Genomic DNA, 12,631 nt, shown 5'->3' on the forward strand with positions numbered 1-12,631 from the left:
GCCAGGCCCAGCGCACAGCGCTCCATACTCGTTTCGGTATCTGGATGAGCGGAACTGGTCCTGGCCACCCTTTGGGCACCAATCGAGCTGGGCTGGCCCCGAGTAAGACCAGGCAGCACGGCGTGCCGGCGAGGACAGCCAGCAGCGTGATCGCGGCAATCGTGCCTCGAATCCGCTGCATGGACAGGCTCATGGCAGGCCGCCGTCGCGCGTACCGACGCCGAGTACAACGAGGGCAGTACCAGTGGCAGTTGCGGTGCGGCCAAGCAGGCCGACCGTGGTGGGTTCCGTGACGGTCACGGTCACGCGCACCGCTCGCGGACCGACGACTGAGACGTTGCCGGAGCGCCCGCTGCGGGCGAGGTAGGCGGTTGCGGTGTTGGCCGCGGTCGCGGTGTCGACCGCTACGAGGGGGCCGCGAGTGTTCACTGCTGTGTTCGCGGCACGGGCAGCTTCCGCAGCAATCGCATCCGCGCGTGCGATCACGCGCAACCGGGCAGAGCCGTCGACCACCAACGCCAGAACGAGCAGCAACGCGGGCACCAGGACAGCCACCAGCACGCTTGCAGAACCAGTGTCGTGGGGCGACGATGCCTGGCTGATCATCGGACGCCTCGGTAAGGATCGACTGGACTCGTGAAGGTGCTGGTGATCGTGCGGTCGCCGACGGGTGAGGGAAGGGCGAGGTCACTGAGTCGTACGCGACAAGTGACCCGTGCTCGCACGAGCCCGGCGCGACCTAACGCGATCTCGCTCGCATCCACCGACACGCTGACGTCGTTGCAAACGAGGCCCGATTGGGTCAGACGCGCGCGAGCAGCGTCACCACCTGCGCGCGTCGCAGCCACGGTTCCTCGGGAGAGGGACGCCGCCCTGGCAGCGGCGGTAGCTGCATCGTCAACGATCTGTTGGGCTGAACTGACCCGAGCACCGACGACGATCAGCAGTCCGACCGCGATGACTGCAATCATCAGTGCGGCGGTTTCGATGCTGACCGAACCCTCGTCTCGCGGGCGCTCACCGGCCAGGAAGGCGCGGGATCCGCGGTTCACGAGCCGTTCCCTCCGATCGGGACAGTGAAGCGTTCCTTCACCACCTTGGCGCTGGCGGTGACCCGCATGCTCAGATTCGGGATCGGTACGAGCCGGATAGCGGTGCCCGATACGTCCACCTGGACCGTGCCAGCAGTCATGGACGCATGGACTTCCGCTTCGGTGAGCACGCCTCGTCCCGCTCGATCAGCGAACAAGCGCGCCGCGGCGGCAGCGGTCGTCGTTGTCGCGCCGACTGGGCGACCAGCGTCGGCCCCTGTTTGGGCGGCTTGGGCGGCCACCGAGTGCGCGTGCCACCAGAGACCGCCTTGGACCGAAGTGAGGATCAGCAGCAACACAAAGGGAAACAGCACGGCCAGACCGACCGACTCTGCGCCGCCATCACGGGTTTTCGCTGTACAGAAAGCGTGTTCGGGTCGCCATGGATCGTTGGAACTCATGAGTGAGCCTCCGCACCGTTCTGCACAGGGGTTCCTGGCTCCGACAGCGCTGCCTCCGCAGATTCGGGAGGTGCGCCATTCGCGCTGGCGTTCGCCATCGGGTTCGGCTGGCCGAGGCTTCTCGACCGAGATGAACCTGCGGTTGGCTTCTTTCGTTTGGCTCGGTGGGGTTTCTCGTCTCCCCTCCACCTGCCGAGGTCTTCGACGGGCACGTCGGTAAACCTGGCCAGCTCATCGAGACTGATGATGCTGCGGGACTCAGCCAGTACGTCGCCCAGTTCCTGTTCCACCCTGGCCAGTTGTTCAGCAACCTCTGATCGGCGTTGGGCTAGTTCCCCGACTTGCGTCGCGACCTTCGTACGGTGGTCAGTGCGGGGAATGTCGTTTTCCTTGACTCGCTGGGTAATTTGTTCTTCCGTGGCAGTCATCGTTCACACCTCGTCACCGCTGACGGGTTCGCTCCCGTCGCTAGGGATTGTTCCCAAGGGAATCGCCCCGCTCGATTGAGATCGCGGGCAGCGGTAGCATGAAAGAAAGTCTTCTGCAGAAGCGATTCTGCTGCCGCTTCTACGTCAGATGCGGGTATCCCTTGCAGCGAAACCACTTCGCGCTCTGCACCCTGCGCGGCCTTGATTCCGTGGAGCTTCCGGCTCCACTCCTTGGCAAGGACAACGCAACCTTCTAGGTGCCGAACGGAACTGTCCAGCTGTTGGTAGACATCGACGACGGTGCGCCCGAATGAGTCGGCAGTCTCCGAGTGTTCCGGATGCCCTAGGAGCTGCCCGGCAATCGTGCTGGCCGTACGAGTCTTGTCCAGGCAGCACAGGATGTCCCACGCCCGCCGTCGCACAGCGTCAGGAAGCTCCGGATCCAGCCCAGGGTGCTCTGGATTCAGCGCGAAGTACTCGGCAACGTCGATCGCGCGGGCTGCGATTCCCTGTGCCACCGCGCCCATAGCCTCGAAGTCGCGAGTACGGTAGCAAAACTCACCCGGACGTTTCTCTACGAGGCAACCCCGGTCCGCATGGTCGCACACGCCGGTGACGAAACACGCGACGTTCCGCCGACCACTCATGACACCGCACCAGGCGACGAGGGCACCGAAAGCGGTGAACCACAAAGCTTCCCCTCCTGCCGCGACACCGATGATGACCAGGCACACCCCGCCGGCCACCGTGCCGAGAGCTGTCCTCGACACAAAGGCGCGGGCCATCCCTGGCCATTGTCGGGGCCTGAGCGAGTTCGGGTCCCACATAATGCCGCCGGACTCGACCGCACGCTGCGCGGTCGGGTCGTCGAAATCTTCCGGGTAAGTCACGGTGCTCCCCTCTCCGTCGACTGGCTGGATTACTTGATCTGAGCCTGGTACTTCTCCACTGCGGCGCGAATGGCGATGGCAAGTCCGATGGCCACGGCCAAGCCGATGGCAACAAGAACCGCCTTCTCCACGGATTCCGAACCTCGGTCTCCGGACGCGCGAGTCCGTGCCCAGCGAGCTTGCAGGGCAACGATTAGGGCGAGCGACGCCTTGGCTGAGATCAACGCCAGTTGAGCTTGCCCTCGCCGCACCGCGGCATGGAAACTGTTGCAGGACATCATTTCTGCTCCTTCGGTTGGTGCTGAACCGTTTGATGCGTTGATCTTTCGGGAGTTTCAAAGGCTAGGTTCCGCCGAGGAGAAGACGGTTTACAGCCGGATACAGCACCAAGAGCAGGAAGGCGATCAGCAGCAGCGCGACGGGGAGCGCGAGGCGTTGGGACCGCGAGTTCGCATCCGCCTTGTCCGCAGCCAGCGCGGCCGCGCGGAGCGCCGCTGACTTCGCGAGCAGCGTCCGGTAGATGGCAGCGCCGTCCGCGGCAGTGGCGACGATGTCGGCGAGATCTTCGAGTTCCGCTACAGCCATCCGCCTTCCGAGCATGGCCAACGATTCCCACGGCGTCGAGCCGGCGTGCGCCGCGTGGCCGAGTGCTCGACGTATCCGGGCGAATGCCCACGAGTCACCGATGGCTGCGGCTTCGTCCAGAGCCTGACTGGGCGCACGTCCCGTGGCACGTTCCTGTGCAACGAGGTCGAGGTATGCGGCTGTGGCACGACGGAACTCCTCACGTGCCCGGCGAGCGTCTTCACGCACGGCGAGAGCTGGTACGACCGATCCAGCTGTTGCCATGGCCAAGAGCGCCAGGACTGCCGCTTCGACAGGCAGCCCCATGCCCGCCAACCACGCAAGTGCGCAGACAGTTGTGCCAAGGGCGGCAGCTCCACCCGCCCAAACCAGTCGCCGTAGGAGAAAGCGCTCGGCGGTCAAGTCGAGCACGTCGAGATCACGAGCTGGGATTCCCCACCAGAGACTCGATGATCGCGCCGAGTAGCCCGCGAGCCGTCGTATCCGGCGCGCGGAGCGGCTGGGCGACCCTGTTCCGTCGCCACGCCGGCGCACGCGGTCGTCCAAGTCAGCAATCGCGGCGGCGACGTCGACTGGTGCCGGACGCAGCAACGCGAGGACGACGAGCGTGACCGCGAGCCCGGCGACAACGCCGAGTACGGTGGCAGCGGCTTCCGCGCTCATCATGCCGCCTGCCAGCGGGCTGCGGCGACTGACGTTCGCTGGGGTGCGGCCGGTGTACGGGAGTCCGCGCCGAGCAGACGCGAGGGGCGATGAGTCCGGGTCAGCATGTGCATCCACCAGCCGGCCGCGCCGAACAAGACGCCGATGCCTGCCATCACCAACTGGCCGAGCACGTCGTCGAACGGTGTGAGGAAGTCGCTGGCGAAGACGAACAACCCGGCCAGCAGGACCACAGTGATGCCGAGGATCGCGCGCACGTCGGTGCGAGGCTTTGCGCGGTCGGCTTCTACATCGCGCCGAGCCACTGCTTCTCGTTCCATGGCGGTCGCGGTGGCATCGAGGATGTCGACGAGCCCGCGTCCTCCCGCACGGACCCGCAGGATCAACGTCAGGACCACTTCGTCCGCTGCTTCGTCGCCCACGTGGTCGGCGAACCCGCGGAGCGCGGCCTCCAGGCTTCGGGTGCGGAGCCTGGCCACCAGGGTCTCGATTTCGACAGCCAACGGGGCTGGCGCGGTGCGGGCCGAGCTGATGATCGCCTGCTCGAGACCACCCGCGCCGGATGCGAGCAGGTCAGCCAGCCGCCGTACCCAGGCGGCCAAAGCGTCCAACCGTGCGATCAGCCGCTGCTCGTCGTGCCCGCCAACCAGGACGGGCACCGCGGCGACCGCCGCCACTGACAGGATCGCTGCCACCGGCCATCCAGTGGTCCACCACACGATCACGCCAGCAGCCACGGCCACAACCGCCTTCCGGAGCGAGACCATGGCACTGAGCCGTTGCCAGAGCACCACTGGAAAGGCACGAGAACGCTCGACGCGGCTAGGCCGCAATACCGGCAGAAACGCGATACCGGCGCAGCCGATCGCAAGGAAGACGGCGACACCGAACACGACTGCCCACATGCCCGTCATCGCGCACCGTCCCGGAGAACACCGGCCGCGATCCGCATGTCGGCGGTGTCAAGCTGACGGCGGTCAAACCCGTGACGTTCCAGCCGCTCCAACAAGGCTCGGCTCGGGGCGTATGCCGGAACCGCTCGCCCAGTACCTGGGTCCGGCTCGAACAGCCGAGTGGTGTCCGGCCGACCCGCGTCGCCGACCGGGCCGACTTCGACCACTTCTGACACACACCGAGTTCGCCGCAGGCCCAGAAGGCTGGCGGCGGTCGGTTCGCGCGACGTGCACCACAAGATCGATGGCTGACGCGGTCCACTGGTGTGCGGCGTCGATCGCCAATGGCGGATTCGCCAACTGACCCAACGCGCAGATCCGGTCGAACACGGCAAGCGCGCTGGTTGCGTGAATGGTGCACATTCCGCCCGCTGCACCATTGCCGAGCGCGCGCAGCGTCGCGGTCACCTCGCCGGCGCGAACTTCCCCGACGATCACGCGACTCGGCGAGTGCCGGAGAGTTTGTTTGAGCAGATCGTCCAGGGAGACTTCCCCGACCCCTTCCGCGTTCGCCGGCCGTGCCTCCAGCGGGGTGACCAAAAGGCGCGGTCCCAGGTGCAGACCGAGTTCGTACTCTTCCTCCACAGTGACGACGTGCTCGGCGTCCGGAATCTCGGCGCACAGTGCCCGGAGCAACGTGGTTTTGCCCGCGGCCGGACCACCGGAGATGATCATGTTGCAGCCCGCCCTCACCGCGGCCCGCAGAAACAGCCCGAGCGCCGGATCGAGCGTCCCGTTGGCGACCAGCTCGTCCAGGCCGACGTCGACCAGGCGGTGCCGACGGATCGCGACCCGCGGCCGGTCGGACACCTCCATCACCGCCGCTACCCGAGCACCGAGCGGTCCGCCGGCTCCGATGCGGAGATTCCCCAGTGGTTGCCCGGCGTTGAACTCCCGGGACGTCTGGCCTTGCCGCGCGAACATCGCGGCAAGCATCTCGACCAGTTCGGCATCGGTGTCCGCGACGGGGTGCGGCCACCGCTCCATGGTGCCGTCGGCCAACTCCAGGATGACGCGGTCGCATCCGTGCACATGGATGTTCTCAACATCCTCGCGACGCAGCAGCTCTTCCAACGCACCCAGCCCGGACAACGCGGCTACCACCGCGCGGGTCAACCGGCGTTCTTCCTCCATCGGCAAAGGAGGATTCCCGGCGTGAGCGCGGCCCCGCACCCACTCACCGACAGCATCAGCGACGAAAGCGCGCATTCGCGCCTGTCGTTCTTCTTGCGACAACGGGGTTTCAAGCTGAGACTCGCCCGCGGCGGCGCGCTCCAGCCTCGTGGCAACGGATTCGCGTATTTCGCGCACGTCCTGCGGCGAGAAGTGCTCGAGAGCGTGCTGCGGATGCCCAACCGTCTGCGGTGAGACAGCGAGAGCGGGATCGACCGTGTGAAGAGGAATCGCCGCCCCGGTGGGGAGCGTGTAGTCAGCAATACGTCCGGCAGCGGGGTATCCGTTACTCGACAACGTCATCGTGTGCCTCCGGCAAGCGACCGTGCAACACGGTGTGCGGCTGCAGTGCGCACCTCGGCTGGCGTGTAACGGTGATAGGTGCGGTGAAGACGAAGTCCGGCGTCATGGGTAGCGCGCAGCAATGCGGAACGGGGTGGCAGGGCTCCCGCGTCGCGGCTCTCGGACAGCACAGCCGCGGTCTTCGCATCAATGGGAACCTCAACGGCGACGTCCCGGCCGAGTGCAGCCCGAACCGCCCTGGTCCCGGCCGGAGTGGTGACGCACACCGCCAGCGCCAGCCTTTCCGGTGCAACGCGCCGGGCAAGTTCGGTCAACACCGGCCGAGCCGCGAGCAAGTGGCGCTGTGTCGGACGCACCGCGAGCAATACCGCATCCGCTGCTCGCAACAGCGGCCACGGCGTCACGACGCCAAAACGGCCCGCATCAACGAGCGCGTCGACCGGCTGCCCCGCCTGAGTCTTGAAAGCCGCCAGAGCAGTCGTCAGCCGCATCCATCCCTCAAGTCCGAGAGCAGCATGCTGTCCCGGTGCGCTCAATCCGGCCAGCAGGCCGACATGGCGAGCCGGCGGTACCGCCTGGACGTGATCGATGAGCGAAGCGGGATCGCCAGCGATTGCGTGCCGCGTCGCGGTGGCGTGCGACAGTACGCCCACGTCGGCGCGGATGCGGCCCGCGAGCATCCATTGCCCGAGCCAGCCCGGAGCAAGGTCGCCGCCATCCGGGTCGCAGTCGGCCAGCAACACCTGGGCTGGCCACGTAGCCGCGAGCGCGGCCAAGGTCGTCGTAGCGCCCGGTGCGCCTTTTCCGGAGATGATCGTGATCAGTGCCATCGTTCTCGCTCTTTCCTCTGACAACTTCGCGTCTACGCACCTGGCCCGAGTTGGACTACGACGACCTGCCCGGCCGCAGCGCTGGTTGCCGCTGCGGCGGCATCGCCGCCCACAACGACATCGACCGTGACCGCGCCTGCCGAATCCGGCGGTCCGATACCCAGCACGCGTGCGCGGAAGGGCACGACAGGACTAGCCGGTGTCTGTTGCGCGTCGTTTCCGGCGCTGCCCACGACGGGTACTACCTGCACCAGGTCTCCCGCTGTCAGGCCACGAGAAGGAAGATGGCCCGGTTTCACCGGCAGCCCGACCAGCCGTTCGCCAGGTCCGGGGACCGGCTGCTCGGTGAGCTGCCCTGGCGTGAGCACTGTGCCCGAAGACAACGTCGAACGCGCGAACTGACCGATGACCCGGTCCCGGTCGCTGACGGGAATGGAAGCCAGCGGCTGGGCCGGTACCGCTTTGGCCACGCCGAGATCGGCGTCATTGATCGGATGGCCCCAGCCGACGTCGTGGATCAGGACCAACACGTCGACTCGTTCGTCCTGGGTCGTGATCAGGACGTAGTTGCCGTACCCGGCCAGCGCGGCCAGCAAGGCCGCGATGCCCAGCAACCACCAGCGCCGCCGCCGCGGAATCCTGGGGACCTCGCCCATGTCGCGCTGGCTCCCGGCAGCATCTCGGTCGATATGCGCCGGTCGTGAAGAAGACACAGCAGTACCCACGGGGCAACTCCTTCCCCAATCAATAACGAGTCAATTCACTTTGTTTGTAAGAGAAATCTCGTAGCGCGATGGCGATTATGCGAATCGATTCCTAGCTTCGCGCGCGCAGCGCTGGATCTCCGCTACCGCGTACGTCGCCGTCGCGCGCGACAACATCTGCGGGAACTCGCCTCCGACACCGGCAGTACCGTCCGAGCCGGTCCAGCTAACCGACCACGTGATCGACCATTCCGCCCGCACTTGGTCGCCCGAGAGCCCGTAGGACGACCTCGTGTAGACGAAGCCGCAGTCCGGACTGGCCGAGTGAAGCCCGAAGGAACCGTTGAATGGGGTCCCCGGCCCGTCGCATGAAGTCGAGCCGCCTGTGCCGGAATCGAACGTCAGGCGTGTCGGGACCGCGGTCACCTGCGCCCATACCGGCCCGACCTGAACTCTCTTCACTGCTGATGTCCACGCACCGCGATCTGTCCAGATCCAAGTGTTCTCGCCGACGATCGTCGCTGCACGTCCGTCCGGTAACTGCACGTCAGGGGAATGACGAGGGAGCGGTAACGGCAGCCGCAACTGTTCGAACGCCTGCGCGGCCAGTTCTGCCGGTGACGGCAAAGCAGGTGCGGCGGGCGCGGGCGCAGCAGGCGCTGGGTTGGCAGGCAGTGGTGGCATGCACCGCATACCGAAGGCGCTCCCGGCTGGTCCATGCAATCCGCCGCCTGCGCCGAACCCTCCGATGAAGCAGCCTGGTGGCAGCGCGCTTGACGGGCCCGGCCGGCCCTTCGTGCCCGATTGGCGGTCCGGTCCGTTGGCCGGTGGTCCCGGACCGTGGCTGACCGGGGCCTCGCCCTGAGACTCCAGCACCCGCATGTCGACGCCCGGCTGGGAGTAACGGCCAAGCGGATCGGAAGGAGTGACGATCACCTGGCCGTCATCGTCAGAACTCGCAGCGGCGATAGCGGAATTCACGACTGAGAAGCCGCTGGCGACCATGGCGCACGCGGTCACAGCGGTAAGGCGGATGTGGTGTCGCATCAGCACGCACCGCCAGGAAATTCGGTTTTCGAAACCTTCCACGTTCCGTTGGCCGTGTCGCGAACAAGCATCGCGTGCACCAGCATCCTCGCTACGCCAACCGTCTTCTTTGCTCCCGTGCGCGCATCTGCTTGTCCCGCATGCGAAGCGTCCTGACAGTCGACTACCTTCGCCGTGGAACCTGATACCTCGACTGACAAGATCCGCACAGCGACCTGACCGTACGTCGTGATGCCCGCGGCTTTCTGCCGTTCCATTGCGGCCAACGTGGTCGAGAGCTGCGGATCGACCGCGATTGCTGCCAGGGCTCCGCGCCAGGAATCCTCAGGCCCGTTGCCAGCGTCCAACGATCGCGGCCAGAACTGTGTGTATGCCGCCGCGACCGCTTCCTTGCTGTCCGTCGGCGCCGAACTGGGCGCAGTCGGCCCCGGCGACGGCGCTGACAGATTCGGAGAAGAAGGACGTGGCTGCGAGGCACCTCCGCTGCAGCCCGCCAGACCGACGGTTACCGCAGCGGCACCCGTAAGCGCAATAACATGACGCAGTCGTCCTGCTCGGGTCAACATCCCGGCTTCCTCCCCACTCTGTGTCCAGCCTGACCTCGAGAACGCGGCTGTCTCCGCCGGATTCACGCGAGCAGGACGCTCGCGAACGCGCCAGCTAGGAGCGACGGACCCGCTGGGAAGCGTGTTCGCGCGCGTCCTGAACACGCCGCAACTACGAGCCCTACCACCGCGGTGAGTCCGCTGGCTATCAACAACCCCCGGAAGAGGCCTGCCCACCCGAACCACCCCAGGTACAAGGCAAGGACTCCATACAGCGCCGTGTCTCCGCCACCCGTGTGATCTGGCAGCGCCATCTGCACTGCAACGGCTGCGGCGAACACGGCAGCAGCCGCCCCACACGCAAAAGCGAGTCGTCCCCACCGTCCGTCGGCGACCGCGGCAGCGAGAAACGTTGCTGCCCCACCTGCTCCGAACGCCGCGACGAGCGCGAAGGGAAGCCTGCGAAAATACAGGTCCGCGAGTGCCAAGCTGATCCCGAGCGAGCACGCCCAGCACCAGGTCGCCAGCATCGAGGTCACGCCGAATCGCAGCCAGCCGGCCAAGTACAACCCGCCGACGGCGACCGAGGTCGCCAGCAACACCGCGGCGCGAGTCCCCGCTGACCGCAACGGCAAATCTCCGGCTGCTCGCTCGGCGACCAGGACCGACAACGACCCGAGCAGCAGCCCTGTACCGCACGTGACCCACGGAAGATACGCCGCCATGCGGGCCTCCTAACGAGGAGCAACACGTCATCTTGCTGCCTCCTGAACCATTCGGTGGCCGTCTCGGCCATTGCAACCGTGCCTGCGTCTCCAACCATGACCCCGAGCTGTCGAGCGCGACCAGCGTCGGCAGAGGACAAATCAGTGCTCGTTCTGTCCCGATCTTGTGCTGGTTCTGTGTCGGTCAGCTTGAGCCTGGCGTTTCCGTGACGGCCGCAGCGCACAACGGAACAACCAGGGCGTGCGTGCCCGCAACCGCAGCAGCACGGGGGCATCCTTGCGAATCGGAACGAACGGCCGGACGCCGCTGATCGCCGTTCCCGAACCAGCCGACGGCGTCCCGCTCCGCCGGCTTGCAATCTCGAATACCCGGGTCGACATCGTGTCGCCTCCTGCGCGCTGTTTCCGGCGAACTGGCCCTCGCTGGCGGCTCTCGTCGGCCGAAGGTTCGGGCGAGACGCCCGCCCGGTGGCTTGCGGGCGGGGCGCCTCGCTGCTTCCGTTCCCAGGGCCGTTCTCCCCGGGCACCAACCCGGTCTAGCGCGCTGACCTCGGGTGAGCGCAACGTAACGGCCTGCTGAGTTTGGACTCACCGCGCGCATGTTCACCCGTTCAGTCCACGCCGCGGCCGATCCGGAGGAAGCGGTGGCGAGCGGTCAATTGATCATGTATTCACCAGAGGGTGGACAAGGACGAAGGCTCGTCATACCGCCAGGCCCTTCACGACCTGTCATCGCTGTTGACCGGCCAGTGGACGATCGCTGTCATCGCCACGTTGGCGGTCGGCGAATTGCCCTTCGGGGAAGTGAAGAACGACGTAAACAGAGCGCTCAACGGTCAGCGGAACCCGATCAGTCCGCGCGTCCTGACCGACACCCTGAAACGGCTGGAGAAGAACCAGTTGGTCGAGCGCCGGGAGGAGGACGACGCGAAGGTCGGCGCTTCGAGGGTCTACTACAAGCTCAGCCCGGACGGCAGAGAGTTGCTCAGCATGTTGCGACCGTTGGCCAGCTGGGCTGCCAACCGTCGGACGTCCGAATCCAGTTGAACTACAACGCTTCCTTGACCTGATTCCGGCCGGAGTCCTTGGCCGCGAAGAGTGCGTTGTCCGCGGCGATCATGACGTCGTTGAGGTCGTGCCCGGCCGCGGGGAAGACTGCTGCACCGATCGACGCGGTGATCTCTACCGGGCTCTTGTCCGCCCCGTCGACCTCGATCTCGGCAATACGTTCTCGGATCCGTTGGGCCACAACCACAACGTTTTCCGCATCGCCACCCGGCAGCAGCACGACGAACTCGTCACCGCCGAGGCATCCGCACAGGTCGTCACTGCGTACGACAGAACTCAGCGCGTTGCCCGCCGCACGAAGAACAGCGTCGGCGACCAGCGGGCCGTGAATAGCCTTCAGCTTTCCGAAATGGTCGATGTTGATGAGCGCGATACCGAGGCTAGATCCAAGCTGCCGGACACGTGCGAACTCGCTCTCCGCCAGCGCACGCCAGCTGGCCATGTTCAACAGCCCGGTCTTCGGGTCCCTGATCGCGGCCTGCTCAAACTGCCTGACGAGCGCACTGAAGTGCAGCGCGTAGAGCGGAACGAAGACAAGAACCAACAGCCAGGGCAGCTGCGCGATCAGCAACGCAGCCAACGTGCCCATGCACAGCGTCGCCAGTTCCAGGAGGTTCTCGTTCAGCCGTCCGATCAGGCGCTTCGGCGACCGTATCGACGTCGAAAGTGCGATCACGGCCCCGACCACGGCCGAGTTCACCACGAAATAGGCAAGGACCACCACGACCGCAACTAGGGCGGTCCATGCGCTCCGGTCGTGCCCGAGAGGCAGCACGTTCATCGAGCGGGCGCACCAGGCTGCCACTTGGCAGGACAAGATCACATTGCACGCGCTGAACACCGTCCGATGCGCGTAGACACCGACAATGCCCCGCCAGCTCCGCAACCACAGGTGCAGGTAGAGCGCAGCCACCACAACGACGGCCAAGGCACCAGGGAGCGTCAACGCAGCGGCCAACGTCCAGACCGACGAAAAGTTGACGTGCGGTTTGTCCGCGAAACGACGGCGCCGCCGCTCGACCTGACGAGCCATCTCGGCGGCTACAACCCCGAGACCGATCACCACCACGCAGGTGAGGAGATCGTGCGCGGTCAGCCGCGTCGACACTGCCTCGACCGCGACAACTCCGACCGCGAACAGCTCGATGAGCAGCACAAACACGCGGACACGTGCAGGCAGGGACCAGATCGCCCAACTTCTCACCCGGGTTGCCCAGCTGGGCTG

The 12,631-nt window shown here is 66.1% G+C and carries 14 protein-coding genes; 1 reads left to right on the forward strand and 13 read right to left on the reverse strand.

Features of this window, described 5'->3' with window-relative positions:
* Nucleotides 1-189: 189 nt before the first annotated feature.
* From RPX00_RS04010 to RPX00_RS04065, 12 genes are all read right to left on the reverse strand, one after another.
* The gene (locus RPX00_RS04010) at nt 190-561 is read right to left on the reverse strand and encodes a hypothetical protein (protein WP_406637562.1); all 372 of its coding nucleotides are present in this window, start codon (nt 559-561) and stop codon (nt 190-192) included.
* A gap of 41 nt (nt 562-602) precedes the next feature.
* Complete coding sequence (locus RPX00_RS04015) at nt 603-1,052, reverse strand: TadE/TadG family type IV pilus assembly protein (RefSeq protein ID WP_406637564.1); 450 nt, start codon at nt 1,050-1,052, stop codon at nt 603-605.
* Nucleotides 1,049-1,492, reverse strand: coding sequence for a TadE family protein (locus tag RPX00_RS04020; RefSeq protein WP_406637566.1), 444 nt, complete (start codon nt 1,490-1,492; stop codon nt 1,049-1,051). Before RPX00_RS04020 ends, RPX00_RS04015 begins: the two co-directional genes overlap by 4 nt.
* Nucleotides 1,489-1,920 carry a hypothetical protein gene (locus RPX00_RS04025; protein ID WP_406637568.1) on the reverse strand — a complete coding sequence of 144 codons (432 nt, stop codon included), beginning with the start codon at nt 1,918-1,920 and terminating at the stop codon, nt 1,489-1,491. The genes RPX00_RS04020 and RPX00_RS04025 overlap by 4 nt, the downstream gene beginning before the upstream one ends.
* Nucleotides 1,917-2,810 (reverse strand): hypothetical protein, encoded by an 894-nt coding sequence (locus RPX00_RS04030; RefSeq protein ID WP_406637570.1) that lies wholly within the window; start codon nt 2,808-2,810, stop codon nt 1,917-1,919. Before RPX00_RS04030 ends, RPX00_RS04025 begins: the two co-directional genes overlap by 4 nt.
* Nucleotides 2,811-2,839: 29 nt before the next feature.
* On the reverse strand, nt 2,840-3,091 hold the full coding sequence (locus RPX00_RS04035) for a hypothetical protein (protein WP_406637572.1): 252 nt from the start codon (nt 3,089-3,091) through the stop codon (nt 2,840-2,842).
* A gap of 61 nt (nt 3,092-3,152) precedes the next feature.
* Complete coding sequence (locus RPX00_RS04040; protein ID WP_406637574.1) at nt 3,153-4,061, reverse strand: pilus assembly protein TadB; 909 nt, start codon at nt 4,059-4,061, stop codon at nt 3,153-3,155.
* The gene (locus tag RPX00_RS04045; protein WP_406637576.1) at nt 4,058-4,795 is read right to left on the reverse strand and encodes a type II secretion system F family protein; all 738 of its coding nucleotides are present in this window, start codon (nt 4,793-4,795) and stop codon (nt 4,058-4,060) included. Before RPX00_RS04045 ends, RPX00_RS04040 begins: the two co-directional genes overlap by 4 nt.
* Before the next feature lie 240 nt (nt 4,796-5,035).
* Nucleotides 5,036-6,487 (reverse strand): CpaF family protein, encoded by a 1,452-nt coding sequence (locus RPX00_RS04050; protein WP_406637578.1) that lies wholly within the window; start codon nt 6,485-6,487, stop codon nt 5,036-5,038.
* On the reverse strand, nt 6,484-7,317 hold the full coding sequence (locus tag RPX00_RS04055) for a hypothetical protein (RefSeq protein WP_406637580.1): 834 nt from the start codon (nt 7,315-7,317) through the stop codon (nt 6,484-6,486). The genes RPX00_RS04050 and RPX00_RS04055 overlap by 4 nt, the downstream gene beginning before the upstream one ends.
* Nucleotides 7,318-7,349: 32 nt before the next feature.
* Complete coding sequence (locus RPX00_RS04060) at nt 7,350-7,973, reverse strand: hypothetical protein (RefSeq protein ID WP_406637582.1); 624 nt, start codon at nt 7,971-7,973, stop codon at nt 7,350-7,352.
* A gap of 1,723 nt (nt 7,974-9,696) precedes the next feature.
* Nucleotides 9,697-10,338, reverse strand: a complete 642-nt coding sequence (locus tag RPX00_RS04065; RefSeq protein ID WP_406637584.1) for a methyltransferase — start codon at nt 10,336-10,338, stop codon at nt 9,697-9,699.
* 681 nt (nt 10,339-11,019) lie between these two features.
* Here RPX00_RS04065 and RPX00_RS04070 point away from each other — a divergent pair.
* Nucleotides 11,020-11,385: a winged helix-turn-helix transcriptional regulator gene (locus RPX00_RS04070; protein ID WP_370934586.1), complete on the forward strand. Its 366-nt coding sequence runs from the start codon at nt 11,020-11,022 to the stop codon at nt 11,383-11,385.
* Between the two features lies 1 nt (nt 11,386).
* Here the strand turns inward: RPX00_RS04070 and RPX00_RS04075 are convergent, their stop codons facing one another.
* Complete coding sequence (locus RPX00_RS04075) at nt 11,387-12,568, reverse strand: GGDEF domain-containing protein (RefSeq protein WP_406637586.1); 1,182 nt, start codon at nt 12,566-12,568, stop codon at nt 11,387-11,389.
* Between the last annotated feature and the right edge of the window lie 63 nt (nt 12,569-12,631).

The sequence above is a fragment of the Amycolatopsis sp. WGS_07 genome, assembly GCF_045278895.1.
Lineage (GTDB): Bacteria > Actinomycetota > Actinomycetes > Mycobacteriales > Pseudonocardiaceae > Amycolatopsis.

Excerpts from the sequence above, each read along its gene's own strand:
- RPX00_RS04025 (WP_406637568.1), bottom strand. The coding sequence starts at position 1,920 with ATGACTGCCACGGAAGAACAAATTACCCAGCGAGTCAAGGAAAACGAC.
- RPX00_RS04050 (WP_406637578.1), bottom strand. The coding sequence starts at position 6,487 with ATGACGTTGTCGAGTAACGGATACCCCGCTGCCGGACGTATTGCTGAC.
- RPX00_RS04040 (WP_406637574.1), bottom strand. The coding sequence starts at position 4,061 with ATGATGAGCGCGGAAGCCGCTGCCACCGTACTCGGCGTTGTCGCCGGG.
- RPX00_RS04055 (WP_406637580.1), bottom strand. The coding sequence starts at position 7,317 with ATGGCACTGATCACGATCATCTCCGGAAAAGGCGCACCGGGCGCTACG.
- RPX00_RS04020 (WP_406637566.1), bottom strand. The coding sequence starts at position 1,492 with ATGAGTTCCAACGATCCATGGCGACCCGAACACGCTTTCTGTACAGCG.
- RPX00_RS04035 (WP_406637572.1), bottom strand. The coding sequence starts at position 3,091 with ATGATGTCCTGCAACAGTTTCCATGCCGCGGTGCGGCGAGGGCAAGCT.
- RPX00_RS04060 (WP_406637582.1), bottom strand. The coding sequence starts at position 7,973 with ATGGGCGAGGTCCCCAGGATTCCGCGGCGGCGGCGCTGGTGGTTGCTG.
- RPX00_RS04065 (WP_406637584.1), bottom strand. The coding sequence starts at position 10,338 with ATGGCGGCGTATCTTCCGTGGGTCACGTGCGGTACAGGGCTGCTGCTC.